The following is a 24,398-nucleotide window of genomic DNA, read 5'->3' as shown; positions in this document are numbered from 1 at the left end:
CGAGACTCCTGACTTCATTATTGATCTCTTTATCGGTTCGACGATGCAGCACGCCGACGAGAGATCCCGCCCGTGCACCGGACGGACGGGATCCGCATACCTTTCGGTGTTCATTTGGGGGTTTGTGGGCGGGTGGGGTTTGATCCGGATGTCCGCGGGCCTCAGGTGGGGTCTCTGCGGCCCGCGGAAGCGTCAGGCTCAGCCGCTGACGCGGATGATGCCACTCACCGGTGCGGGCTCGCCGCTGTTGTCGTAGATGAGCTCTCCGTTCTTCTTCCAGACCCTGACCACCAGCTGGTCGGTGTTGTCGGCCGGTTCACCGGAGTCGACAGTGGTGATCTCGTAGGTGACGTCGACGGTCTTGTTGACCTTTCCTTCTCCGCGCAGGATCGCGGTGCCGCCGGCCACGGCGAGCACCGTGGAGGAGTCGTCGCGCAGGTCGAACCCGGGGGCGGTGTAGTGCAGCTCACCGGTGGGGGTGGTGTCCTTGTCGCGGTAGTGGGCGGTGACGTCGAGGTTCGCCTCGCCCTCCTTGGCGCAGGCGGCGTCCAGCTTGCACACTCCGGCGGGTGAGACCGTCTGCCCGGCACCGACCAGCGAGCCGGCCGGGTCGTAGGCCACCACGTAGGCCTGCTTGCCGTCGGCGGTGTCGGCCTTGGTGGCGCCGCCGTGGTTGTCGGTGACCGTCACCGAGATCGGGTACAGCCCGGCCTCGGTGAACACATGCGACCTGCTCACGGTGCCCTTGCCGCCGTGTCCGGCGACCGCCCCGGGCACCGGCTTGCTGCCGATGCTCCAGGTGGCGGTGTGCGTGTCGGCCTTACCGGAGTCGGTGAACGAGGCGCTGAGCGACACCGCCTGGCCCACCTTCACCACCTTCACCGACTGCTTGGCCACCGCCGGCGCCGTCAGGGCCACCTCGGGTGCGGCGTTGGTGACGTGCACGGTCACCTGGGCGCTGCCTGAGGCGCCCTTGTCGTCGGTGACGGTCAGCACGACCGTGTAGTCACCGGCCGAGGCATAGACGTGTTCGAGCTTCAACTGCCCGGCGACCTTGGACAGCGGCTGCTGCCCGGCCCCGGCCCCGTAGTCGACCATGTAGGTCCAGGAGATGGAGTCAGAATCGGTGAAGGAGGCCGGCGCGACCCAGACGGCTCCCGCCTCCACGGTGTCGAACGCCGGGCTCACCGTGACCGTCGGAGCCTGGTTCGGGGTCTCGGCGGCCACGACCGTGGCGATGAAGGCGGCCGTGGTCTCCAGGTCGCCGTCGTCCTTCACCTTGACGGTGACCGGGTAGGCGCCCGGGGTGGCCCACCGGTGCTCCAGCGTGATCTGCTTGGCGGCGTCGGGGGTGACCGGCTGGGGGCCGGACCCGTCGCCGTAGTCCACCGTGGCCGTCCAGGAGGTGGAGTCCGGGTCGGCGAAGGTCACGGTGCGCTGCAGATCTTCGCCTGCGGTCAGCTCGACGTCGGCTCCGGCGGTGACCACCGGCGCGGTGTTGGGCGCCGCCTCGCTGATCACGTACGGCACGCCCGCATCCCCGAGGTTGTCGGTGCTGTCGTAGACCATCACCATGGCGGTGCCGCTCTTCGGGGCGGTGAAGGTGCGGGTGAGGGTGACGGTGCCGCCCCCGGGCCGCGGGGTCACCACGGCGTCCACCGGCGGCCCGTCTCCCCAGACGACCTTGGCGGTGTGGGTGTCGCCGGCATCGGTGTCGGTGAAGTCCACCCGCAGGGTGAACGGCTTGCCCACCTGGCCCCGCAACGGCGCGGCCGGGACCTGCACCGCCGGGATGCCGCCGGCCTTGATGCCCTTGCCGGTCAGCGGCACGGTGTAGGCCGGTGCGGCGCCGTCGGCGGTGGTGAAGGTCAGCGCACCGGTGGCCGGGCCTTCCGCGGTGGGGGCGAACTTCACCTCCACCGTGCACGCCTTGCCGACCGCCAGCTCCACCGGGCAGGCGTTGCTCTGGGTGAACGGCCCGCTGACCGCGATCACCTTCAACGGGATCGGATCATTCAGCCGGTTGGTCAACGTCACCGAATTCGGGTGGCTGACCTGGCCGGCCTCCACCGGATCGGTCCAGTTGACCCCGGACCGGTTCAGCAGCGGACGCACCGTCGCGGTGGTCGAAGCGGTGTTGTCGGCCGGCTTGGGGTCGGTCACCGCCAGGCTGTAGCCACCGGCCCCCGCCTTGAGCTCGGTGCCGTCGGCTGCGTTGGCCGGGACGGTCGCGCTCACCTCGACGGTGGCGCTCCAGCCCGGCTCCAGCACCTTGGCCGTGTTACGGAACCCGCCCTTGATCGGGATGCAGACGCCCCGCCAGGTGTCACACGTCGCGCCGCTGACGGCCTGCGGGATCAGCATGTCCAACCGCACATCGGTCGCGGTGTCGTCACCCTTGTTGGTCACCGTGGTGGTCCAGGTCACCGTCGAGCCCGGCCCCGGCTCGGTCGCCGACACCGTCTGCTTGACCTCCAGATCCGCCCGGGCGGTGGTCGGGGTCAGCAGGAACGACCGCGCGTGGGTGGAGAAGCCGGTCGGATCCGTGGTCGAACGGTCGCGGATGAAGCCCTGCGCCACGATCTGGCCGGAGGAGTTGACGTCATACAGGCGATCAAGGCCCATGCACGGCCCGGTCGTGTCCTCCTGCTCCCGCGGGCACAGCGGCCGGGGCAGCAGGTCTGCCAGCGCGTACTTCTCGCCCTCCAGCCATATCACCGGCTCCCAGATCGTCTTGACCGGGGTGGAGGCGTCCTGGTCGAGCGCGCGGCCGACCACCAGCCCGTGGTCGTTGAGGGCGGTCGCCTCGCCTTCACCGAGTTCGGTCGGCCGGCCGTCCTTCCACAGAACGGCGCGCGTGGGATTGCCGGGGCCGCAATCCACGCTACCCGCCACCACCTCGGCGGTGTTGACGTCATAGGCGTCGCCGTACTCATTGTCCTTGTACCGGCAGCCTGGCACCGCGAGCGGCGTGGTCACCCCGTCCCGGTAGAGCGCGGGCCCCCAGTGGACAGGCTTACCGTAGATCGGGTCTCTCTCCATCACATAGTTACCAGCCACCGTGCCCCGGGCGTTGATCCGGGATGAGAGAGCGGAGGCATACCCGGAGACATAGGCGTACTTCGTGTCGAACACCGGGTTGGCGGGCAGCTGGACCGCGACCCCCCGTTCCCAAATCACATGGTTACCGCCCGTCGTGCCGAACACCTGGCCGTTGTCGTTCAGGCCCAGGGCCGATCCGCCCGATTCCGGCTGCAGATTCGTGACCGAACCGTCCTTGCGGTAGACGACAGCGCGGTTGGTCCCGCCCTCTCCCGATGTAGCCCAGCCGGAGACGTCCCCGGCCTCGTTGATCCCCGTGGCGACCGCCCTGCACCTGTTGGTGCCGCGGGGGTCATCGGTGCACGGCAGGTCACCCAGATCGGTGAACTCACCGGCCTGCCAGCGCACAGCGCTCGTCCTATGAGTACGGTTCTGGTCCACCGTGGCGGCGACCTGACCGCGGTCGTTGAGCGCGACCGCCCTCGTCTCCGCCGCACTTCGACCAGGCGAAACCGCACCCAGCTCGGTCACCGTGTAGGCGCCGAACCGCGCCACCACCGTGTGCGGGCCGTCCATGGTCAGCGTCAGCGCACCCGCGCCCCGCTCCTCACCGTCCACGGTCCACCCGATCGGGATCCGCCCGGCCCCAGGGGTCGCGGTCACCGTCACCTCGGTGCCGGCACGGTAGGTGTCCTGCGCCGGCGACGCCGCCACCGAACCACCGGGCTGCGCCGACAACGTCAGCGCGAACTCCCGCAGATCGGGCTTCTTCACCTCGACCACATCAAGTGCGGCCCGCAGGCCCTTGGCGGTGTCGGCCTTCACCGTTACCGAATACACACCGTCGGCCAACGACTCAGAGGTGGCACCGTACACGCCGTCACCCGCGCCGCCGTCACCGCTGTCGCCGTCATCCTTCAACGACAGCTCAACACGCGCGCCGTCCTCGCCGATCACGATCGCCTGCACCGGCACCGCGGTAACCGGCTTACCGTCATCGGTGACGGTGCCTGTCACCTTGACCCGGCCGTCCTCCGACGGCTGCCCTACCGTGGCCGCCACCTTCACCGGGTTACCGGCGACCCAGGCACCCAGATCGGCCGTGACCGGCTCAGTGGCCGAGTTCGTGATCTCCAGCTTCCACGCACCCGCCTGCGGTTTGGCGACACTCAACCCCTGGACCGGCTGCTTGGCCTCATCACTGCCCGCCGCGTACCGCGCGGCCGGCTCCCCGGACGGACTACGCAACACCAACCCGACGGTCGACGGCAACGACCCCGTCACACCGAACGCCGAACTACGCGGGACGGCCAACGGCACACTCACCGTCTTCCCCGCCTCCACCGCAGTCGACGTCGCAGCGAACACGGAGCCCGCGTCCGTACCGCCGACATCCGTGGCCGTGGCGGCCGGCGCGGCGTCCATGGCCGAGTCGCCGGCGACCCCCTTGGTCAACCTGGGCAGGTCCGGGTCGCCGTCCATGCCCGGCACCGACGCCAGCCGCGGTTTGACGTAGGTCTCGAAATCCCGCGCCGAGTCGGTCATCGACATGTGCACGGTTCCGGTCCTGGGGACGTCGGGGTAGAACCGCGCACTCCACAACGGAACGATCAGGTCACTGTCGTAGAAATCCGTGTGCTCGGGAGGGGCGATGCAGGGCAGGGGCCTGCCCACGCCGGCCAGGTTGGAGGGTGTCACGCCCTTGAGGTTCATGTACCGCTCGTTGAACACACCGCGTACGAACGGAGTGGTGTTCTGCTCCGTGGCCGGGGAGAACGGAACGGAACTGTCAGTCAGGGTGGCGTTCAGCACGACCATGTCCGCACAGGGAGTCCCCCGGTTCGGGGTGCCCAGCTGCAGCATCCGATTCACCACCGGCCTGTGATCCGGCGAGCTCGGCATCTCGGCCTGGATGTACTGCCGCGTGATCAGACCGCCCATCGAGTGGGCGATGACATCGACGTGCGACGCGCCCGTCCGCGTGCGCACGTTCTCCAGGTACTTCGCCAGCTCCTTGGCGTTCTCAGCAAGCGTATTGGTCTGCTTCGACGAGTCCGACAGGTCACCGGTGTCAAGGGTGCCGCCGTCGGGGCCGAACTCGCCGTCACCGACGGCGAATGACCCGATATAGGGATGCAGGCTGTCCAGGATCGCATGAGTGTGCCCCCATGCGATCTCTGCGTTCGACTTCCAGCCGTGCACCAGAACCACGGGCTTCGGCCTGGTCGTGATTTTCGCCGACTCGCCGAAACCCTGTTTGACACCGCCCATGTAGAGCCGCGCCTTCACATACCGGACCAGGTTCGCCTCGCCCCGCTCCCAGGCGACCCCGGCGGTGTCCCAATTCGCCCGCACGTTGACGGTCTGGTTTGGTTCGAGCTCAACCTCGATCGGTTCCACCTTGGGCAACGGCGTGTAGTCCACGGCCTCGCCCGGATTCGGCGCCTGGTACAGCTTGATCTGCGCGGAAACGGGCATGGAGCCCGGATTGGTCACCTGAACCGTGATGCGCGCCGGGTCGCCGTCGGTCACGGCCCCGGCCTCACCCCACTCCTCGGACGGGTATCTCTTGGTCTCGAGGGTGACCGAATCGATGACGGGCTTGGCGAGTCCCAGGTCGAGGAGGAAGGCGTGCCCCACGCCTGTGGTCGTGTCCGTTGCGACACCGGTGATCTGACCGAGGTCGTTGATGCCGAGGGCCCTTGTCAAGCGCAGGTTCGTGCCCGCCGGCACCAGGGTGTTCAGGTCGATTCCGGCACCGCCTGCGTACATGGCGGCTCTCGTCGGCCCGGAAGAGGTCCTCATCAATCCCACGGCGATGCCCGCATTGTTGATCGCGTACGCTTCGCCACCGAGGGGGGTGTCCTGCTCTACGGCCACACCGCTCGCGTTCCAGATGATGGGAACGACACCGCCGTTTATACTCTTCCCGTGGCCGGCGACCTGCCCCTTGTCGTTGATGTCAGCGGCCTTGGTCTCGCCGGCGTACTGCAGAATGTCCTTGGCCAGGTCGAGGGGCTGTCCGGGCTTGGTGCGGAACGCGCGTATCTCGAATACGGACCGGTCGGGGTCCACGTCGGCGTTACCGACCGCCGAACCTGAGTTGTTCAGCGCCGAGACCCCCATGTTCTGGTCCTTGAACGCACGGAGCCGCAGTACGGACCCGTCCGGATCGCGTACCCAGCCGCCGCCCCCGATCTGCCCTTTGTTGTTAATGGCCCTCCCGAAGCGCTGCTCTATGAGAGTCGCCTTGCCATCTTTGAGGACGAAGGTCTTCTCGTCATCCGGGCCCATGTCCGAAAACGTGCCGACCACCGTGCCGTCGTCGTTGACGCCCCAGGCATGGCTGTGAACGATCCCGCCGTCGCCGAGGCCTTCGAGGCTGTCGTGCAGCTGCCTGACGGATCCGCCGGAGAACAGAACGGCTCTCTGGTGATCGTTCAAGTGAGAGACAGTGGCCGTCCCGACGACCTGGCTCATGTTGTTGATGCTCCGGGCGTTGACTTTATAACCGAGGCTGCTGTAGACCCCGTCATCGCGGCCGTTGAGGGAGCCGAGATCGATGAGCTTGACCTCGCCCGCCGCGGATGCCGTCTCGTTGTTCGGAGGCGGTTCGGGGGCGGATGCGGCGATCGCGGATGTGGGCAGGACGAGAGAGCCGGCCACCGCGGTGACCAGCGATATCCCTGACCATCGTGCCGCGATCCGCCGAGAGGAGGCTCGACTGAACAACCAGTGCAAAGGAGTGACTCCATGACTATGGCCGTGCCCTCCCGGGCGCGGCTGGGGAATTGTCAGTCGCCGATCGTGACTGGTCTCGCTTGTAGGTCGCTTGGCCTCGATTTCAGCGAGCTTGTCGAAGATCCACAGGCGTGTGGAGGCCGGACGAGCTTCACCTGTTCCTCGTCCAGGATGAGTGGCAGGTTGCGCCGGTGGTGCGGATCCGCGGTGGGCTCACCGACCGGCTGGTGACGATGACGCCGGCCGACGTCGAAGGCGACTGCCCGGACCCGCACTGCCGCATCTGCGAGATCGTCTGACCGCTGAACTCACAGGATGTCCCGCTGGGCACGTTGATCACCCTGGACTCCCCGGAAGCGGCGACCCTGCTCCAGTCGGTCGATCGGCACCCTGTTCGGCGGCATCCGCTGCTGAGCAGCTGAACTGCCAGGGATCAAAGGAAGCCGCCGCCGCGCTGTTCATCAGCGAGACCACGGTGAAGACGCATCTGGCGCACATCTACACCAAGCTCGGCGTCTCCGACCGGGCGGCCGCCGTGGCGGTCGGCTACGACCGGGGGCTGCTGCCCTGACGGACGGCGCCGGCGATCGAGCCTCGCGCCCGGTTCATCTGGATGTCTCCTCTGTGAAAGCGCCGTTGCCGGCGGGCTTCGCTGACGATCACATGCCTGTGGCCGCCTGGGCCTGCCGGCCGGGTGCGCGGGACCTGCCCGTCATGGGTGGCCCTCTTGAGCGAGAGCGTTCAGTAGCGCTTCCATCGTGGCGGCCATGTCGACGGTGGGGTCGAGCAGCCACTGCAGCTGGAGCCCGTCGGCTGCGGCCTGGACAATACGCGCGAGCGTCTCAGGGGGCAGTGCCGGTGGGCGCCGAAGCTGTGCGAGGGTCGCCACTATCGTCTCGCGCAACACCTCGCCGCGTTCGAGGAAGTAGGCGTGTGCGGGATGCTCGGGGTCGGCGGCCTCCACCGCCAGGCGCGAGAACAGCTCCACCAAACCGGGGACCTCGGAGTTGTGGGCGATGACCTGCACGAACGCATCCCGGGCGTCTCGGGGATCACTTGGGGCGGCACGGGAGAGGTGATCCAGTTCGTCCCGCTTGCGCAGGATCGCCGTGAACAGCTCCTCCTTCGACCCGAAGTAGTGCAGAAGACCCGCCTGGCTGAGGCCCACGGCATCGGCGATCACCTGGACCGACGCACCCCGATAGCCCTGGCGCGCAACGATCTCCAGCGCGCGCCCCAGTATCTCCTCCCGCTTGGCGACGCCCTTGGCGTACGGTCCGCGCTGACTCATGGAAAGAGTCTAAACCGAAAGCCGAGTGACACTTGCTTTCCAAAACCTAGTTCCATACGGTTTTCGCATGACAGGGTCGTCCCCCCCTTCCTTCCGCCGATCCTCCCCCTCCTCTCGGCGGCTCCTACGATGGGCCCGTCCGCATCATCGGACCGCTGCGCCGCCTGCTGTGGTGGCTCCTTCCCGCCTACTTCGTGATCTTCGTGATCCGGGGTTCCGTGCCCCTGCCGCTGGCCACGATCGTGTCCGGCCCGCTGTCGGACCGGCTCGGCCGCCGACGGCTGTTCATCTTCCTTTCGGGCGCGACTCTCGCGGCGGCGCTCGTGATCCCGTGGGCCGTGCCGGCCCTTGCCGGCATCGTGCTGTGCCTGTGCGGCGCATCGGCGGTGTGGCCCATCCGTTCCGTCCGCTGACTCCATTCACTGACACGGCATTCACTGACACGGCGGACTTGACCATGAAGGCAACGAAGGAGATCCCTGATGGACATCTCGGCATCCGATCTGACGCTCACCGAGAAGGCGTCGCTGACCAGCGGTGCGGACTTCTGGAACACCAAGGCGATTGAACGCCTCGGCCAGCCGTCGATCATGTTGGCCGACGGGCCCCACGGCCTGCGCAAGCAGGCCGGCGAAACCGATCATCTCGGCATGTCCGGGTCGTTGCCCGCCACCTGCTTTCCCCCCAGCGTCGGGCTGGGCTCGACATGGGATCCCGACCTCGTCGAGCAGGTCGGCGCCGCGATCGGCGCCGAGGCGGCGGCCGAAAACGTCGCGGTCGTCCTCGGTCCGGGCATCAATATCAAGCGCTCGCCGCTGTGCGGCCGCAACTTCGAGTACTTCTCAGAGGACCCGCTCATCTCCGGCGTCCTGGGAGCCGCGTGGGTGCGCGGCCTGCAGTCGACGGGCACGGGTGCCTCGCTCAAGCATCTGGCGGCCAACAACCAGGAGTTCGACCGCATACGCGTCTCCAGTGACGTCGACATGCGGCCCCTGCGTGAGATCTACCTGCGCGGCTTCGAGCGCGTCGTGCGCGATGAGCAGCCGTGGACGGTCATGTGCTCCTACAACCGCATCAACGGCGTCTACGCCTCGGAGGACCCGTGGCTGCTCACCCGCGTTCTGCGCCAGGAGTGGGGGTTTGAAGGTCTGGTGGTGTCGGACTGGGGGGCTGTCAACGACCGCCTGGCGGGGCTCCCGGCCGGCCTCGATCTCGAGATGCCCTTCAGCGGCGGCCGTACCGACGCACAGTTGGTCGCGGCCGTCCAGGCCGGCACCCTCGCGGAGGAAGCGCTGGAGACCGCGGCCGGCCGGGTCTTGGAGTTGATAGGCAAGGCCCGGCAGCGGCCGCCGGCCGCCGTGCCCATCGACGTCGACGCGCACCACGCCCTGGCGCGGCAGGCCGCCGGACGGTCGATCGTCCTGCTGCGCAACGACGGCATCCTGCCCCTGGCCCGGCACGCGCGCATCGCCGTCATCGGTGCGTTCGCCGCACACCCCCGCTACCAGGGCGCGGGCTCCTCGCTCATCAACCCCACCCGGCTGGACAAGGCGTTGGAGGAGATCCGCGCGCTCGCCGATGGCGAGGTTGCGTACGCTCCTGGGTTCACGCTCGACGGCGAAGGTAGCGGTGACGACGCAGCGCTGCGCGAGCAGGCCGCAGGCGTCGCTCGTGAGGCCGAGGTCGTGGTGGTCTTCCTGGGCCTGCCGGCCACGCAGGAGTCGGAGGGCTTCGATCGCGAGCACCTCGACCTGCCCGCCGCACAGCTGGACCTGCTCGATGCCGTGCTGGAGGCCAACCCGGCAACGGTCGTGGTCTTGTCCAACGGAGGGGTGGTGGCGCTGCCGTTCCGCGACCGGGCGCCGGCGATCGTCGAGGCATCGCTGCTCGGGCAGGCAGGAGGCGGCGCAACGGCCGATGTGCTGTTCGGCGTCGTCAACCCCTCCGCCAAGCTCACCGAGACCATTCCGCTGCGGCTGGAGGACAACCCCTCCTACGGCAACTTCCCCGGGGAGTTCGGCCATGTCCGCTACGGCGAAGGCATCATGGTCGGCTATCGCTGGTACGACGGCCGCGGACTCGATGTCGCCTACCCGTTCGGGCACGGGCTGTCGTACACGACGTTCGCCTATGGAAACCCGTCGGCGGAACTCGACGCCGACGGAGACATCGTGGTGAGCGTGCCGGTCACCAACACCGGCGGCGTGCGCGGCCGCGAGGTCGTGCAGGTGTACGCCTCCCTGCCCGGTTCGCGGGTCGAACGCGCACCGCGGGAGCTGAAGGGGTTCGGCTCGGTGACGCTCGAGCCCGGCCAGTGCGCCGACGTCCAGATCCTCGTGCGCCGGCCCGACCTGGCGTACTGGGACATCCGCGTGGACCGGTGGGTCGTGGAGGGGGGCGAGTACGCCTTCGACGTGGCCGCCTCAAGCCGTGACATCCGGGCAACGGCCACGGTCGCGGTGCCGGGTGATGAGGTCGTGCTGCCCCTGACGATGGAGTCGTCGGTGGGCGATCTTCTGGCGCATCCGGTCGCCGGGCCGATCGTTCAAGGGGTGTTCGCGCAGGTGACCGGCACGATGGACGCCACCGCCGCCGCGATGATGCCCAACGGTGAGGCGCTGCGGAAGATGATGGCGTCCTTCCCCTTGAGTCGGCTCGCCGGCTTCCCGGGGCTGCCCGTCACCTTCGAACAGATCGAGCAGTTGGTGGCCTATGCGAACGCGAATGCGTGATCACCGGGAGTGGGATCCGGATCCAGTTTTCACGTGTCGTCAACAGCGAGTGATCTGCAGATTCGAGGCCCGTCTCAACAGCATCCGGCATGTTCTGGTAGCAGAAGCCACCAGTGGTCGACGACGGACGACTCATCGGTGTGTATCGGCGGCGCCCGCAGGACGTCGGAGCCTGCCACGCGTGGATGGATCGCTGTCAGCGCCGACCAGGCGGCACATGTCAAGATCAGAGGTTGGAGCGCCTGCTCAGCGGCCGGCCGGGGTGATGGCGGAGATCTGCGTGGCGAGCGCGGCCAGGTGCGCGAGCGAGGAGTCGGCGGCGGCGTCGGGGACGGCGACGATGACGTGGTCGATGCCCAGGGCGGCCAGGTCGCCGCAGCGCTGGACGCTCTCCTCGACACTCTGGCCGTCGGGGATGCGCATGTGGAGGGTCTTCTCGATCTCCTGGTAGGGCCGTCCCAGCCGTTCGCAGTGGGCGCGCAGCACATCGAGCTTGTGCCGCACGTCGGCGCCGTACAGGAAGTTGCAGGCGTCGGCGTACTCGGCGACGAGGCGGAGTGTCTTGTTCTCCCCGCTGCCGCCGATCAGGATCGGCGGCCGTGCCTGCGGCGCGTTGAGCGTACGTGCCAGCCTGTAGTGCCGGCCCTCGTACGGCTTGTCCTCGTCGCTCCACATCTGCTTGGCAATCTGGAGCGTCTCCTCCAGCCGCTCGAACCGCTCGGCCAGGGAGGGGAGGCGGAGGCCGAGGCCGCGGGCCTCCGGCTCGTACCAGCCGGCGCCGATGCCGAGGACGGCGCGGCCGCCGGAGAGCGCGTCCAGGGTGCTGACCTGCTTCACCAGCAGCCCGGGCTCGCGGTGGACGGCACAGGTGACGAGGGCTCCCAGCGTGACCCGGCTGGTGAGGGCAGCCGCGTAGGACAGCGCGCCGTACGCCTCCAGCATCGGATCCTCCGCGGCGCCGAAGTTGGGGATCTGGAAGAAGTGGTCCATCACCCACAGGCTGTGCAGCCCGGCTCCGTCGGCGCCGCGGGCGACGTCCGCGAACCGCCCGGCGATGGCGGAGTCACCGCCGGGCCAGGTGAAGCGCGGGCAGGTCAGACCGAGTTTCATCGAGCACTCCTTGATCGGGTGGGCGTACCGGCCGCGGGATGACGCGTCACTGCGGCTGCGGGCATGAAAAAACCCTCTCGCCCGGGTTGCTGCACCCGGGGCCGAGAGGGCTCCGTAGGAGTAATCATCTCATAGGCCGCGCGACGCCCGGCTCCTCACCGCGCCATGGCGGATCCCCGGACGCCAGGGCCGGGCACGGCCGCCCCGACCACCCGGCATCGTGATCTCCGCCGCCGGGGCGCGGTCGGCGTCGAAGACGCGCGCGAGCAGGAACCCCAGCGACGGGTCGGTGGTGAGCTGTCCGGCGTAGATCAGTGTGAAGATCAGGTAGTGCAGCTGTGTCTCGGTGATCTCTTCGGGGACCCGGCCGCGCAGCTCGGCGGCCATACGCCCAGCACGTCGCAGACCACGGTGAGAGGGAACCGCGTGGTGAAGTCGGCCATCAGATCCACCGTCCCGCCGGCGCCGGCCGTGTCCGGACGTACGGCACGCCCTGTCACGGCCTGCGGCGTGCTCGCGGTCACTCGTGAGAGGCGTTCGCGCGCCTGGGGAGCAGGAGCATGAGCGCGGCCGCGGCGACGTAGCAGGCGACCTGCCAGGGCAGGATCGCGGTGAGGGCGTCGCCGTAGGCGGCGAGGGCGCCGTCCCCATCGGTGAAGGAGCTCTCCAACCGGGTGAAGAACACGACGCCGAGGACGGCGACGCCGAACGCGTTGCCGACCTGGCCGACGGTGGTGAGGACACCGCCCGCGGCACCGGCGTCTTTGGCGGGCACGCCGGCGAGAACGACGTTGACCAGGGACGGGGCGGTGAGTCCCAGCCCCAGGCCGCCCATGAACAGCGGCGCGGCGAGTGCCCAGTAGGAGGGGTCGGCGCCGCCGCGGACGATGAGGAGCAGGGCGGCCTGGGACATGGCCAGGACCAGCGCGCCCGACACGAGCAGCGCGCGGTGGGCGAACTGGACGCCGATCCCGGAGGTGATGATCGAGCCGACGGCATAGGGCAGGATCACCAGACCGGTTTCGAACGCGGTGCGTCCGGTGCCGAGCTGAAGGTAGAGCGACAGCAGAAGGAAGAAGGAGCCGAGTGCTCCGAAGAACAGCAGGGCGGCGGACAGGCCGCCGGCGAAGGCCCGTACCCGGAGAAGGGCGGGGTCGAGGATCGGCTGCCCGCCGCGTGCGACCAGTCGCCGTTGCCTGATGAGGAACAGGGCCGTCACCGGAAGCGAAAGCGCCAGGATGAGGAAGCCCCACCAGGGCCACCCCCAGTCGCGTCCTTGCATCAGGGGCAGGAGCAGGAGCACCACCGCGGCGGCGGCCAGGACCGCGCCCGCCAGGTCCAGCCGGGCATCGCCCGGCACGCGGGACTCGGGCATGAATCGGGCTCCCACGATCAGAGCGATGATCGCGATCGGAACGTTGACCCAGAAGATCGCCCGCCAGCCCAGGCCGAAGAGGTCGGCTTCGACCAGGACTCCGCCGAGCAGCGGTCCGGCCACCGAGGCCAGGCCGAGCACGGCGCCGTAGGCGCCGAGCGCCTTCGCCCGTGCGCCGGGTTCGAACGAGGCGCGGATGATGCCGAACACCTGCGGGATCATCAGTCCGGCGGCCAAACCTTGCGCGACCCGCATGCCGATCAGCACACCGGAGTTCGGCGCCAGCCCGCAACCGGCCGAGGCCAGCGTGAACGCGGCCAGTCCGAGGAGGAACACGCGGCGGCGCCCGAACTGGTCGCCGATGCGGCCACCGGTGATCAGGCCTGCTCCGGCGGAGAGTGTGTACCCGGCCATCATCCACTGCAGTGCCGCCTCACCGGCGCCCAGGTCGTCGGCGATCGCCGGGGCCGCCACGCTGACGATCGTGGCGTCGAGGAGCTCCATGAAGTCCGCGACGAGGATCGCTGCCAGGACGACGACCGCCGTGCGCCCGGACAGGAGGGCGGGAGTCGTCGCGCCACCGTGGAGGCGGGGGGATGTGGTCATGCTGCGCCGTACTCCTCGGTCAGGGGGCTGGGCGGGGGCAGAAGTAGGCATCTATTTCCCTCTATGGTGAAGTAACTTTATGATGGAGCAACTTCACGAGGAAGGTAGATTGACCGACGGTAGGTTGTCAACATGTGTCGCCGGCGTGGATCACCGGCGTTCAGAGGGAAGGCGGAGGCCCAGATGGAGGAATCGCTGCTCGGCGGCGTCGCGGCGCAGCGCGAACGGCTGGCCGAAGGGCTCAGGGCCTACGGCGCGAGCTTCACCGAACTGGGCCGCCGCTTCGCGGTCCGGCTGGGGGTGCACTCCACCGACGCTTTCGCCCTGCTGGAGATCGCCTCTGCCGAGGCGACCGGCGCCCCGCTCTCCCCAGCCCTGCTCAGCAGGCGCATCTCACTGTCCTCGGGGGCCATGACCGCGCTGCTGAACCGCCTCGAACAGGCCGGGTACGTCACCCGCACCCGTGAGCACACCGACCGGCGGATCGTCACCCTGCGCAGCAGCGCGCAGGTCAGGGAATTCGCCGATGATTTCTTCGCGCCCGTCAACGAACGCCAGGACACCGTCCTGTCCCAGTACCCGCCCGAGTTGCTTCACCAGCTCGAGACCGTCCTGGCCCAGCTGTGTTCCACCCTGGACGCCCAGCTCACACAGGAAGACAGGGACCTCTGACGGGCGGCTGTCCGTCATCCGGCAGCAGAGCGTCGTCCCGCCCCGTGCGGGATGACGATCCGCCCGCCGCACCGCACATGCGCCACTCCCGGGACCGCGGAACAGACCGCGCCTCTCTGCGCCAGGCCGCGGCGTCTTCCGCCGTGAGGGCCTGCAGACCTCCCGCCGCCACGGCGGGCTGTGGGCCGTGGACGGTGTGGACGGCGGCCAGGGCGAGGCGGTGCGGGCGCCACAGGCTCAGGCCACGCTGCTGGAACCGCCCGTCGGCGAGGACGCGCGACTGCTGCCGCCGCCGCTGACGTTGTCGGATGTGTTCCGCACCGCCGGACCTGGGCATGACCGGCGTGCCCGGCTGTGGCGCTCCTGTGCGGCAAGGGGTCGCGGTGACCGCCTTGCCGCACAGGAGCTTTGATGTCCGCCCGTTTCCGTCCGCGCGGTCCTCGGCCGGGTGTCGTGTGTGACGGTCAAGGAGCTGGGCGGTCGCGGGTCAGCGGTCGATCGGTTCGCGGTGCGGGCCCAGGATTCAGCCCGTCTGCACCACGTTCTTGCTGGTGGTCGGGCAGGGCGGCGTCTGGAACACCACGCCGTCCAGGAAGTTGCCGGCCGTCGGGGTGCCCCCCGCGGCGGACACCGACTCGAAGGCGAATCGCGTGGTGGTCTGTCCCGGCGGGACGACGTACACCCCGGTGTAGTGGCGCCAGGCGGTGTTGTCGTCGGAGATGTCCGGCGAGGAGGCCCCGGTGGGAATTTGAGCCACGGCCGCGCCCGGGGCGCCGACGAGCACCCGCATCACATCGGTGCCCAGACGGCCCCGGTGATACAGCGACCAGGTCATCGGGGTCCCCGGAACGGTGGGCACGTCCTGGTAGAGCGTGGAGACCTGGTTGGCGTTGAGCTCGGCGAACTGCTGGCCGTCGGCTGCCGGGATCCCGGACGCACCGCCCCGCCAGAACTCCAGCTTGTTGTCGGTGGCGGTGGTGTGCCAGCCGACGCCCGGGTTGACGGAGGCGTCGGGGATGGACCAGTCGATCGTGGCCACGGGCGGTGCCTCGAAGCTGCCGTTGACCAGGTTGACCGGTTTCCAGGGGCAGGGGACGGTGACGGTGACCGTGGCGGTGCTGCTCCCGCAGGCGGTGGTGATGGTGTAGGTGAAGGTGTCGGTGCCGATGAAGCCCGCGGCGGGGGTGTAGACCACGGTGCCGCCGGAGATCGTCGCGGTGCCGTTGCCGGGCTGGGTGAGGCCGCTGATCGCCGGTGCGGTCGCGGTGTCGTTGGCCAGGACGGGCACGCTGACCGCGGCGCCCATCGCGGTGGTGGCGCTGTCGGCGACGGCGTTGGTGGGTGCGATGGACTGCCCGGCCACGATCTGGATCGGCGGGGCGGGGGTGTTGTTCCCGAGCTGGCCCGGGGCGGCGATGACGCTGCTGATCCCGGTGGGCCGGATGGTCATGCCGGCCCCGATGGTGCCTTGCCTGACCTGGAAGGTGATGGCCTTGGCGACCGGGTCGGTCTTGGAGCCCTGCGAGGTGATCGACAGGGTGGTGCCGCTGATGGTGCCGGCCCCCGACTGGCCGATGATGTCGGCGGCGGCCAGCAGCGACGACAGGTCCCACGTGGTGGTGTAGCTCCTGACCAGCAGCGGCCACTGGTTCGTGCGGTGCGTCAGGGTGACGGTGAAGACGCTGCCCGGTGCGATCTGCCCGCCCCACAGGGACGGGGAGGTGTTGACCGCGACCGACCCGCTGCCCAGCCGCATGCCGAGGACGTTCTTCCAGTAGTAGTCCACGGGGTAGGTCGTCTGCCCCGGCCGGACACAGGGCGCGGCGGCACGTGTGACGGCCTGCCGCACGCCGTCGGCGGCATGCGCGCCGGTGCCGGCCGCCGCCGGCGTGCCGGGTGTGGCCAGCGTCAGCAGGGTGCAGGCCAGCGCGGTGAGCGCGGATCTGGATCGTTGTGACATCAACCTGAACTTCCGTTCCGTCGTGAGGCTGCCCTCGTAGATCAACTTCACAACGGACATTACTCTGCGTGATCGAGCAATCACATCAGGTGCGCACGCGATCTCCGTGTCGCACGACGGGCATGCCCGCGACCGCCGGAAGTGCCGGAAACCCGCCACCCGCCGCCGCCTCCCCCGGGGGCGGGTGGTAGACCTGCAACGGAACCGTTTCGTACGGTAGGCGCTTTCCCGCAGGTGGGGACGGGTGCCATTCAAGGGCCGCGGGGGTCGTCAGCGGACGTTCCGGCTCCGGCGCAGCCCGGCCGTGATCTCGCTGTGGAGGGATGGAGCGCCTGGTGGGGTGGTGTTCAGGGATGGTGATCTTTGTGTCCGGAAGTCCTCAATAACGAACAAGATCAAATTTGGGTCGCGAGAGTCGCAATCGAGCTCGTTGGAGCGTCCGGAACTCAGTCCGGAATCAATGTTCCGAAAGTGCCGTCGCATACCCGGGTTTCAGTGCACGATCTGGGGCTCGTGAACCAACCTGTGCATCCCCTCGCCGGTCAGCGTGTCGGGTACGCCCGGATCTCCAGCGCCTCTCAGAACCTGGACGGGCAGAGCGACACGTTGAACGCGGCGGGCTGTGAGAAGATCTCGCCGACACCGCGTAGGGAAAGCTGACCGAACGGCCGGAACTGACACGGTGCCTGGAGTACCTGCGAGCCGGGGACACGCTGGTGGTGTGGCGGCTGGACCGGCTGGGCCGTTCGCTGCGACATCTGGTGGAGACCGTCAACGCGCTGGCCGAGCGTGGGGTGGCGGCGGCAGACCCGCCAAGCTGTCAGCGGAGCAGATCCGGCTGGCCCGGGCGCGTTATGAGGCGCGGGATGTCACCGTGGCCGAGATCGCCAAGGCGCTGGGGGTCAGTCGCGGCACCATCTACCGGGCACTGCAGCAGACGCCCTGACCCCGTTCCGACTGTCCGCGCTGCCGCATAGCAGGCGCCCGAACCGGCTGACCTGGACCTGCGCCTTTCTGGTGGTGGATGTGGCCGTGCGGGGGGGATCCAATCCCCGAGGCCATCGGGAAGTGGCCGACGATGATCGCGCCCATGTCCTCCATGCGACACAGTCTGGCCTCATCGTGGGTTGTGGCCAAATGCGGCGGATCATAGCGTCGTCGGGTGCCGATGATTGTGTTGTGTCTTGTCCAGTTCATGCTCGTGCTCGATGACACCGTCGTGAACGTTGCTCTGCCCAGCATCCGCGATGAGCTGGGGTTCAGCGCGTCCGGGTTGCCCTGGGTCGTCAACGCCTACTTCCTGGCCTTCGGCGGGCTGCTGCTGTTGTGCGGCCGGATGGCGGATCTGCTGGGCCGCCGCCGCGTCTTCCTCATCGGGGTGGCTCTGTTCGGGGTGGCCAGCCTGGCTTGCGGGCTCGCACAGGAGCCGTGGCAGCTTGTTATCGGGCGGTTCGTGCAGGGTGCGGGTTCCGCGATGGCCAGCCCGGCGGCGATGTCGATGATCACGTTGCTGTATCCGGGGCCGGAGGAGCGGGCCAAGGCCCTGGGCATCTGGGGCGGCATCGCGGCCCTGGGCGGGACCACGGGCCTGGTGCTGTCCGGGGCGCTGACCAGCCTGGTGTCCTGGCGGGGGATCTTCCTGATCAACCTGCCCATCGTCGCCGTGGCCCTGGCGCTGCTCCCCCGTCTGGTCCCCGAGTCCCGCGCCCCCGGCCGGCGCCGTCTCGACGTTCCCGGCGCGGTCCTGGTCACCAGTGCGGCGGTGTCGCTGGTGTACGGGTTGCTGCGGGCCGGCGAGACCGGCTGGAGCGATCCGATCGCCCTCGGCGCCGTCGTGCTCTCCGCCGCCTTGGCGGTGGCGTTCCTGGTGGCCCAGTCGCGGGCGGCGGCGCCGCTGGTGCCCCGGTCGTTCCTGGCCTCGCGGACACGGGCGGTAGCCAACGGCGCGACCCTGCTGTTCTCGATGGCGATGTACGCGATGTCGTTCCTGCTGATGATCCAGATACAGACCGCTCTGGGCTACAGCCCGCTCCTGGCCGGCATCGCCTACCTGCCCTACGGCGCCGGCATCCTGGCGGGCATGTGGCTGTCCTCCCGCATCTCGCTCAGGATCGGGACGCGCTGGGCGCTCCTGCTGGCGTTCCTGGTCAACATCGCCGGCCTGCTGCTGCTGTCCGGCGTGGCGGCGGGCGACTCCTACGCCGCCCACGTCCTGCCCGGCATGCTCATACTGAGCGTGGGCAACGGGCTGAGCCTGCCCGTCATGGCCGTAGCCGCGGTCGACGGCACCACCGAGGAGGACGCCGGTCTCGGCTCGGCCCTGTTCACCTCCGTCCAGCAGATCGGCGGCGCCGTCGGGGTAGCCGCGCTGGCCATCATGGGCTACTCAGGCGGGCTCACAGCGGGCGCGCTCTGCGTGGCGCTCGGCGCTGTGCTCATCGTCGTGCTGCTGCCGTCGCGTGCCAGCGGCCCGCGACGGCCCGCTGGACATGGAGCCGACGACCGAAGCACGCCGGCAGCCGCTCCCCGGCCAGGATCCGGGCCACCGGTCCCTATGCCAGGACGCGGCCGTCGCGGACCGGCATGATCGGAAGCCGGGTTTGAGCACCACTTCGAACCGTGGTGTCACCACGGTGATCAGGACGCTGTGGCGGCCCTCCCGCCATGCGCCAACCGTGCTGGCCATGATCCGCGATAGGGCCAAACCATATCGGCTTGAGGACATACTCTGGAGTTCATGATCGAAGCCGCCGAATCCATGATCGAGGCCGTCGATTCCACCGTCCCGGCCGCGGTAGGCGTGATCGTCGTCGGGCACTTCCCGCTGTCATCGGGACAGTGGATCTCCCCACACAGCCACACGCACCACCAGCTGGCCTGGACGCGGAGCGGCGTCCTCAGCATCGCCGTGGACGACGCGTACTGGGTCCTGCCGCCCACCCGGGCCCTGTGGTTGCCGGCGGGAGTCGTCCACCGGACCGGCGCTACCCGCGACGCGCTGCTGTGCAGCCTCTACCTCAATCCAGTGCGGTGCACTCTGGATTGGACGGAGCCCACTGCGGTCGGCGTCGACGGGCTGCTGGCCCACCTGATCGCCTATCTCGCCCGTGAAGACCTCGCCGATGACGCGCGATTGCGGGCCGAGGCGGTCGTGCTGGACCTGTTGCACCCTTTGCCGGCCCTGCCGATCGACGTTCCGCTCCCCGTGGACGAACGCGTACGCGCCGTGGCCGACACCCTGCTCGCCGACCCCTCCGACTCCCGGAGCCTTGAAGCCCATGCACGCTCCATCGGAGTGAGCCGACGCACCCTGACGCGGCTGTTCGTCCGTGACACGGGGTTGAGCTTCGACCGCTGGCGCACTCACATGCGACTGCGGGCCGCCCTGCCTCTCCTCGCCGAAGGCCGGCCGGTGTCGCAGGTAGCGCACACGGTGGGGTACGCGACCCCGAGCGCTTTCCTCGCGGCGTTCCGCCGGACCGTCGGCACCTCACCCGGGCGCTACCTCAACGGAGAGGCCGTTGTCGGCGTTTGATCCAGAACCAAGATGATCCCACGCCCTTCTCTCGCGTGAAGATCCGTACCAGCGCCCTGGCGTTCTGCCGCGACGACATCGCGCGGATTCGCCGCGAACGTCATTCCGCGTTTCGCGGCCGAAGAATTTCCGGTTGGGTCTGGCCTCGGGGACAGGACGGGGACAACGAACCGCATGCCGTCGATCGCGGCGACCATGCCGCCGCCCAGCGCCCGGGCGAAGCCGAGACCGCCCTGCTGGGCGTGAGGGCCTGGCTGGTCAGGCAGGCGGCGACGGTGACCTTCAGGTCCGCCGTCCGGCTCGCTCCGCCCGACAGGGCGGTCATCGACTCCAGGAACTGCGGCACCTACCCCATCACCTCAAGGATCTGATCTCCGATGTCGATCCGTGGCAGCATGGCCGCCACCCGCCTGCGCAGATCGATCAGCGACGGCGGCTCGGCGATCGCTTTGTCGCTGGCGACGTGGATCTTCCCCGCCACATCCACTCGCACGTCGGCGTTGGCCGCCAGGCGTCCACCGACGTACCTGAGCGCCTCATCCAGGGCGGCGACACCGACGCGCGGTAGCGGACCGTAGGCAGCCGCTTCTTGATCGCCGAGAAACCTCACCGGCGTGGTCCGCACCGTAGGATCCCACTACCTCAATACGACCGCTAAGCAATCATACTGTTACACAGCGTTCATAGACTCGTTTTGGTCTCCGGGGCCGGCAGGTGTTGGCGAGAACCGCGCCATACTCTCCAAACCAACGGCCCCCTTGCAGGCATTCTTGATCTTGTTCGTTGTTGAGGACTTCCGGCCGCGCACGGGCCGTTACGTCAGGACCTGCGGCGCCGGCCGGTCGAGGCCCGCCTGGCGGGGCTCGACGACGAGAGCATCGAGGCCCTGTTCATGACGGCCTTTCGGACCACCGCGCGGGCGGACGTAGCGTGACCGCGATCCTGCGGGCCCGGAGGACCGCGTCGTGGAGGGTGATCTCGCGGCCGTGAGGGCCGGTGACCGTGTGAGTCCTGGCCTCGGCGACGGCGATGTCCCACCGGTCGGGGTCGAGGCCGGCCGCGAGCTCCTCGGCCGTGACGTGCACCTTCGGCGCCGAGGCGTGCGCGGTGGCGGTCTGCGGATGTGACGGGTGGTGGTCGACGATGAGCAGCGTGCCGCCCGGCGCGACCGATGCCGCCAGCCGGCGGAGCAGCGCCTCGCGCGATGCCGCCGGGTGTACGTAGTGGGCGCAGACCAGATCGAAGTGCTCCTCGGCGGGTGTCCAACCGGTCAGATCGACCTGTGCCCAGTCGATCCGGCCGGCGACGTCGGCGCCGAGGGCCTCGGCGTGCTCGCGCGCGCGTCGCAGCGCGGTGGTGGCGATGTCCACCGCCGTCACCCGCCAGCCGCGCGAGGCGAGCCAGATGGCATCGGCCCCCTCGCCGCAGCCCGCGTCCAGTGCCGTGCCGGGCGCGAGATCCCCGGCCTCCGCCACCAGCTGCGGATTGGGCCGCCCGCTGTGGACCGCGGCGTGGCCGCGGTAACGCTCTTCCCAGTACGCCTCGCCGAATTCCTCGGACACAACGGTTCCTTTCCGTGGTTCACAGGGGTTCACAGGCCGTGGCGACGGTCGCCCATCACCAGTTCACAGACACGTGCTTCGGACTCGGCGGAGAACGGGTCCCGCCAGGCGGCGACCGCCTGCCGGGTGTCCTCGGCGACCAGGTCGGCGTTGATCTGGGCCGCCGCGGCAGCGCCCGCCGCCGCGGCACTGCCGACCTGGGCGACCAGATCGGTGACGTTGCCCGCGATCCACACCCCGGGCACGTCGGTACGGCCGGCCGCGTCGGAGGGGATGTGCTCGCCGGCGCCTCCCGGATGTTCGGCCGGCCGCAGTCCGAGCTCCGCCAGGAAGTCGGCGCGCGCCACCATCCGCGGCGCGACCACCAGCGCCTGACGGCTGACCAGCGCGCCGTTGCTCAGCCGTACTCCCACCAGGCGGTCCTCGACGATCTCCAGGGACGCCACCTCGCCCTCCACCACGTTGACTCCGCGGGCGGCCAACCGCTCGGCCTCCTCGCCGGTCGGCGGGGCCATGGTGTGGGACAACAGCGTGACATCGGCGCTCCACTGCCGGAACAGCAACGCCTGGTGCACCGCCAGCGGCCCACTGGCCAGCACGCCGACGGCCTGGTCACGGACCTCCCAGCCGTGGCAGTACGGGCAGTGCAGCACGTCCCGACCCCACCGGGCCCGCAGTCCCGGTATGTCCGGCAGCTCGTCGACCACCCCGGCGGCCACCAGCAGCCGGCGCGCACGGACCGTCCGGCCGTCGGCCAGCGTCACCGCGAACCCGGTGTCCTCTCCGTTGTCCTCGCGAGCCACGGTGCGGACCTCGCCGGGCACCACGTGACCGCCGTAGCCGCGGACCTCGGCCCGGCCGCGCTCCAGCAACTCGGCCGGCCGCATCCCCTCCCGGGCCAGCAGCCCGTGCACGCCTGCAGCCGGGGCGTTGCGCGGAGCGCCCGCGTCGATCACCACCACCGACCGCCGCGCCCGAGCCAGCATCAGCGCCCCGCTCAACCCCGCGGCGCCACCGCCGACCACCACCACGTCATAGCCGTTCCTCAGCTGATCGGTCACCATGACCACCTCCACGACGAGGATGCGGGCTCATCGGCCATTGCCGCAAACTCTGTTGCCGATCTGGCAAACTGGTGGCATGGACAACGACCTCGACCAAGCGCTCGGGGCGGTCGGGCCCCGACTGCGCGCGCTGCGCCGGCAGCGCGAAACCACGCTGGCCGACCTGTCGGCGACGACCGGCATCTCGGTGAGCACCCTGTCGCGGCTGGAGTCCGGCACCCGCCGGCCGACCCTCGAACTCCTGCTCCCCCTGGCCAGGGCCCACGGCGTCACGCTCGACGAACTCGTCGACGCCCCACCCACCGGCGACCCGCGCATCCACCTGCGCCCGGTCACCCACCACGGCATGACCATGCTGCCCCTGACCCGCCGAGCCGGCGGCATCCAGGCCTACAAGCTCGTGATCCCGGCCGGCAGCCGCCGGAAGGAACCCGATCCGCAGACCCACGAGGGCTACGAATGGATGTACGTACTCAACGGACGGCTACGGCTCGTCCTCGGTGAACACGATCTGGTGCTCGCACCCGGCGAAGCGGCCGAGTTCGATACCCGCGTACCGCACTGGTTCGGCGCCGCCGACGCCGAACCGGTCGAGTTCCTCAGCCTGTTCGGCAAGCAGGGTGAACGCGCGCACCTGCGCGCCCGTCCCACGGCGAAACACCCGCCCGGACAGCCCGGATAGATGATCGGGGAACCCCTTGACGACCGATTCGATCACCTGGCGTAGCGGTCCGGCCGACTGCGCACCGGCCCTCACGGGCCGCCCGCAACAGCCTGCGAGCGGGCTGAAAGGGGCTCTGACATGGGTGTTTTCCATGGGAGTGGAACAGGATGACGGGCCAGGGCGAAGGCCGGTGAAATAACACCACCAGGCCGGAGCCAGAAAGGACCGGTACCGGAGAATCGGAAGGATCCGTTCGTATGATCAGCATGACATCAGCCAGGCGGTTCGTCACGGTGGCCGCCTCCGCCGTCCTCGCGGGATCCGCGCTGGCGAGTCCTGCCTCCGCCGACCCCGTCGGACCGCCGCTCGACGACCCCAGCGGCGTCACCACGGCCGCCACCTGTGGTGACTGGCCATGGCCCACCAACGCCACCGGTGTCTGGACCGAGGCCCAGACCTCCTTGGGCGTCGGTACGAAGAAGGTGGAACTCCGCTTCGGCGACATCAACGGCAGGCAGGCCGGGTGGGCACGCCTGGCCGGCGGCTACGAGACCGGAGACCTGTTCTGGTTCGACGTGTCCCACGACCGGGGCAAGGGCTGGTATCAGTGCGGCCCCTTCACATTCGTGAACGGCGGGCATAATTACACCCGCGCGCACTACAGCAGCGCCGACCCGAACCTTGTCTTCCGCGCGTGCGGCAGGGCGAAGAACTCCTCCTCCACACATTGCACGGGATGGCGCTGAGAAAGGCCGTAGGCCGACCGACTGCTCGTGAGCCGCGGGCCGGGGCCCGAAGCTCCGGCCCGCGGGTCAGCCGGCCGGGCACTGCGCCCGGTAGTGGCGGAGAAGACCGGCACCCAGGTCGTTCAGTTGGTGGAGCACCAGATTGGCGTGGCGGGTGCTGGTGATCAGGCCGGCGTGATTCAGCACCTGAGCGTGTTTGCTGGCGTTGGACACCGACACTCCGATGCGGCGGGCCAGCTCGCTGGTGCTGCACCCTTGATCGACGGCGATGGTACGCAGGACGGCGGCGCGGGTGGCG

Annotated in this window: 21 protein-coding genes and 1 pseudogene; 12 read left to right on the top strand and 10 right to left on the bottom strand. The window is 69.3% G+C overall.

The genetic code is table 11. The annotated features are described in order from the left end of the window. Nucleotides 1–198 precede the first annotated feature (198 nt). On the bottom strand, nucleotides 199–6,708 hold the full coding sequence (locus tag CA984_RS13980) for a PKD domain-containing protein (protein WP_086572015.1): 6,510 nt from the start codon (nucleotides 6,706–6,708) through the stop codon (nucleotides 199–201). A 206-nt stretch (nucleotides 6,709–6,914) separates the two neighbouring features. Here CA984_RS13980 and CA984_RS46110 point away from each other — a divergent pair, with 206 nt between their 5' ends. Together CA984_RS46110 and CA984_RS49260 are read left to right on the top strand one after the other, a co-directional pair. Beyond that, nucleotides 6,915–7,082 carry a hypothetical protein gene (locus CA984_RS46110; protein ID WP_165781242.1) on the top strand — a complete coding sequence of 56 codons (168 nt, stop codon included), beginning with the start codon at nucleotides 6,915–6,917 and terminating at the stop codon, nucleotides 7,080–7,082. Further along, nucleotides 7,043–7,354 (top strand): response regulator transcription factor, encoded by a 312-nt coding sequence (locus CA984_RS49260; RefSeq protein WP_423229305.1) that lies wholly within the window; start codon nucleotides 7,043–7,045, stop codon nucleotides 7,352–7,354. Before CA984_RS46110 ends, CA984_RS49260 begins: the two co-directional genes overlap by 40 nt. A gap of 141 nt (nucleotides 7,355–7,495) precedes the next feature. On the opposite strand, the gene CA984_RS13970 is transcribed toward CA984_RS49260, so the two are convergent. Beyond that, nucleotides 7,496–8,074, bottom strand: coding sequence for a TetR/AcrR family transcriptional regulator (locus CA984_RS13970; RefSeq protein WP_086572013.1), 579 nt, complete (start codon nucleotides 8,072–8,074; stop codon nucleotides 7,496–7,498). Nucleotides 8,075–8,268: 194 nt separating this feature from the next. Between CA984_RS13970 and CA984_RS13965 the strand changes: the two genes are divergently transcribed. Together CA984_RS13965 and CA984_RS13960 are read left to right on the top strand one after the other, a co-directional pair. Then, entirely contained in the window at nucleotides 8,269–8,487 is a 219-nt protein-coding gene (locus CA984_RS13965; protein ID WP_086572011.1) for a hypothetical protein, read from the top strand. Nucleotides 8,488–8,556: 69 nt separating this feature from the next. After that, complete coding sequence (locus CA984_RS13960) at nucleotides 8,557–10,806, top strand: glycoside hydrolase family 3 C-terminal domain-containing protein (protein ID WP_086572010.1); 2,250 nt, start codon at nucleotides 8,557–8,559, stop codon at nucleotides 10,804–10,806. 246 nt (nucleotides 10,807–11,052) lie between these two features. Here the strand turns inward: CA984_RS13960 and CA984_RS13955 are convergent, their stop codons facing one another. The 3 genes from CA984_RS13955 to CA984_RS13945 all read right to left on the bottom strand — a co-directional run bounded on the left by CA984_RS13955 (nucleotide 11,053) and on the right by CA984_RS13945 (nucleotide 13,897). Further along, nucleotides 11,053–11,916 carry an LLM class F420-dependent oxidoreductase gene (locus CA984_RS13955; RefSeq protein ID WP_086572007.1) on the bottom strand — a complete coding sequence of 288 codons (864 nt, stop codon included), beginning with the start codon at nucleotides 11,914–11,916 and terminating at the stop codon, nucleotides 11,053–11,055. Nucleotides 11,917–12,045: 129 nt separating this feature from the next. Further along, nucleotides 12,046–12,303 carry a hypothetical protein gene (locus CA984_RS47125; RefSeq protein ID WP_207620858.1) on the bottom strand — a complete coding sequence of 86 codons (258 nt, stop codon included), beginning with the start codon at nucleotides 12,301–12,303 and terminating at the stop codon, nucleotides 12,046–12,048. Nucleotides 12,304–12,436: 133 nt separating this feature from the next. Next, the gene (locus CA984_RS13945; protein WP_165781244.1) at nucleotides 12,437–13,897 is read right to left on the bottom strand and encodes an MFS transporter; all 1,461 of its coding nucleotides are present in this window, start codon (nucleotides 13,895–13,897) and stop codon (nucleotides 12,437–12,439) included. A 183-nt stretch (nucleotides 13,898–14,080) separates the two neighbouring features. On the opposite strand from CA984_RS13945, the gene CA984_RS13940 reads away from it, so the two are divergent. Then, entirely contained in the window at nucleotides 14,081–14,569 is a 489-nt protein-coding gene (locus tag CA984_RS13940; protein ID WP_086572000.1) for a MarR family winged helix-turn-helix transcriptional regulator, read from the top strand. A gap of 523 nt (nucleotides 14,570–15,092) precedes the next feature. On the opposite strand, the gene CA984_RS13930 is transcribed toward CA984_RS13940, so the two are convergent. Continuing rightward, nucleotides 15,093–16,529, bottom strand: a complete 1,437-nt coding sequence (locus tag CA984_RS13930) for an Ig-like domain-containing protein (protein WP_133061657.1) — start codon at nucleotides 16,527–16,529, stop codon at nucleotides 15,093–15,095. Between the two features lie 656 nt (nucleotides 16,530–17,185). Between CA984_RS13930 and CA984_RS49030 the strand changes: the two are divergent. The 5 genes and pseudogenes from CA984_RS49030 to CA984_RS13910 form a co-directional block, all read left to right on the top strand. Further along, nucleotides 17,186–17,269 (top strand): annotated as a pseudogene (locus CA984_RS49030) (recombinase family protein); the annotation flags it as partial. Beyond that, nucleotides 17,251–17,475, top strand: coding sequence for a helix-turn-helix domain-containing protein (locus CA984_RS49025; RefSeq protein WP_341351710.1), 225 nt, complete (start codon nucleotides 17,251–17,253; stop codon nucleotides 17,473–17,475). The pseudogene CA984_RS49030 and the gene CA984_RS49025, both read left to right, overlap by 19 nt. A gap of 222 nt (nucleotides 17,476–17,697) precedes the next feature. Then, nucleotides 17,698–19,116 (top strand): MFS transporter, encoded by a 1,419-nt coding sequence (locus CA984_RS13920; protein ID WP_086571993.1) that lies wholly within the window; start codon nucleotides 17,698–17,700, stop codon nucleotides 19,114–19,116. Between the two features lie 150 nt (nucleotides 19,117–19,266). Continuing rightward, complete coding sequence (locus CA984_RS13915) at nucleotides 19,267–20,064, top strand: helix-turn-helix transcriptional regulator (RefSeq protein ID WP_207620857.1); 798 nt, start codon at nucleotides 19,267–19,269, stop codon at nucleotides 20,062–20,064. 35 nt (nucleotides 20,065–20,099) lie between these two features. Continuing rightward, nucleotides 20,100–20,435 (top strand): hypothetical protein, encoded by a 336-nt coding sequence (locus CA984_RS13910; protein WP_086571991.1) that lies wholly within the window; start codon nucleotides 20,100–20,102, stop codon nucleotides 20,433–20,435. Here the strand turns inward: CA984_RS13910 and CA984_RS13905 are convergent. The 3 genes from CA984_RS13905 to CA984_RS13890 all read right to left on the bottom strand — a co-directional run bounded on the left by CA984_RS13905 (nucleotide 20,411) and on the right by CA984_RS13890 (nucleotide 22,690). Further along, complete coding sequence (locus tag CA984_RS13905) at nucleotides 20,411–20,689, bottom strand: hypothetical protein (RefSeq protein WP_133061656.1); 279 nt, start codon at nucleotides 20,687–20,689, stop codon at nucleotides 20,411–20,413. The genes CA984_RS13910 and CA984_RS13905 overlap by 25 nt on opposite strands. A gap of 265 nt (nucleotides 20,690–20,954) precedes the next feature. Beyond that, a complete protein-coding gene (locus tag CA984_RS13895; protein ID WP_086571986.1) occupies nucleotides 20,955–21,626 on the bottom strand; it encodes a class I SAM-dependent methyltransferase in 672 nt (223 codons plus the stop codon). A gap of 29 nt (nucleotides 21,627–21,655) precedes the next feature. Beyond that, complete coding sequence (locus tag CA984_RS13890) at nucleotides 21,656–22,690, bottom strand: NAD(P)/FAD-dependent oxidoreductase (RefSeq protein WP_207620856.1); 1,035 nt, start codon at nucleotides 22,688–22,690, stop codon at nucleotides 21,656–21,658. Nucleotides 22,691–22,766: 76 nt separating this feature from the next. Here CA984_RS13890 and CA984_RS13885 point away from each other — a divergent pair, with 76 nt between their 5' ends. Next, the gene (locus CA984_RS13885; RefSeq protein ID WP_086571983.1) at nucleotides 22,767–23,372 is read left to right on the top strand and encodes a helix-turn-helix domain-containing protein; all 606 of its coding nucleotides are present in this window, start codon (nucleotides 22,767–22,769) and stop codon (nucleotides 23,370–23,372) included. A 248-nt stretch (nucleotides 23,373–23,620) separates the two neighbouring features. After that, on the top strand, nucleotides 23,621–24,100 hold the full coding sequence (locus tag CA984_RS13880) for a hypothetical protein (RefSeq protein ID WP_165781243.1): 480 nt from the start codon (nucleotides 23,621–23,623) through the stop codon (nucleotides 24,098–24,100). A gap of 66 nt (nucleotides 24,101–24,166) precedes the next feature. Here CA984_RS13880 and CA984_RS13875 read toward each other — a convergent pair. After that, nucleotides 24,167–24,398: ArsR/SmtB family transcription factor (locus CA984_RS13875; protein ID WP_133061655.1), on the bottom strand; the 232-nt coding region annotated here is incomplete at its 5' end.

This window comes from Streptosporangium minutum, from assembly GCF_002149035.1.
Lineage (GTDB): Bacteria > Actinomycetota > Actinomycetes > Streptosporangiales > Streptosporangiaceae > Streptosporangium > Streptosporangium minutum.
This window is presented reverse-complemented; position numbering and strand designations above follow the sequence as displayed.

Bases quoted from the DNA above. Each gene is read 5' to 3' on its own strand.
- CA984_RS13970 (WP_086572013.1), bottom strand. From the start codon at position 8,074: ATGAGTCAGCGCGGACCGTACGCCAAGGGCGTCGCCAAGCGGGAGGAG.
- CA984_RS13960 (WP_086572010.1), top strand. From the start codon at position 8,557: ATGGACATCTCGGCATCCGATCTGACGCTCACCGAGAAGGCGTCGCTG.
- CA984_RS13955 (WP_086572007.1), bottom strand. From the start codon at position 11,916: ATGAAACTCGGTCTGACCTGCCCGCGCTTCACCTGGCCCGGCGGTGAC.
- CA984_RS47125 (WP_207620858.1), bottom strand. From the start codon at position 12,303: ATGGCCGCCGAGCTGCGCGGCCGGGTCCCCGAAGAGATCACCGAGACA.
- CA984_RS13945 (WP_165781244.1), bottom strand. From the start codon at position 13,897: ATGACCACATCCCCCCGCCTCCACGGTGGCGCGACGACTCCCGCCCTC.
- CA984_RS13940 (WP_086572000.1), top strand. From the start codon at position 14,081: ATGGAGGAATCGCTGCTCGGCGGCGTCGCGGCGCAGCGCGAACGGCTG.
- CA984_RS13930 (WP_133061657.1), bottom strand. From the start codon at position 16,529: ATGTCACAACGATCCAGATCCGCGCTCACCGCGCTGGCCTGCACCCTG.
- CA984_RS13920 (WP_086571993.1), top strand. From the start codon at position 17,698: ATGATTGTGTTGTGTCTTGTCCAGTTCATGCTCGTGCTCGATGACACC.
- CA984_RS13915 (WP_207620857.1), top strand. From the start codon at position 19,267: ATGATCGAAGCCGCCGAATCCATGATCGAGGCCGTCGATTCCACCGTC.
- CA984_RS13890 (WP_207620856.1), bottom strand. From the start codon at position 22,690: ATGGTGACCGATCAGCTGAGGAACGGCTATGACGTGGTGGTGGTCGGC.
- CA984_RS13885 (WP_086571983.1), top strand. From the start codon at position 22,767: ATGGACAACGACCTCGACCAAGCGCTCGGGGCGGTCGGGCCCCGACTG.
- CA984_RS13880 (WP_165781243.1), top strand. From the start codon at position 23,621: ATGACATCAGCCAGGCGGTTCGTCACGGTGGCCGCCTCCGCCGTCCTC.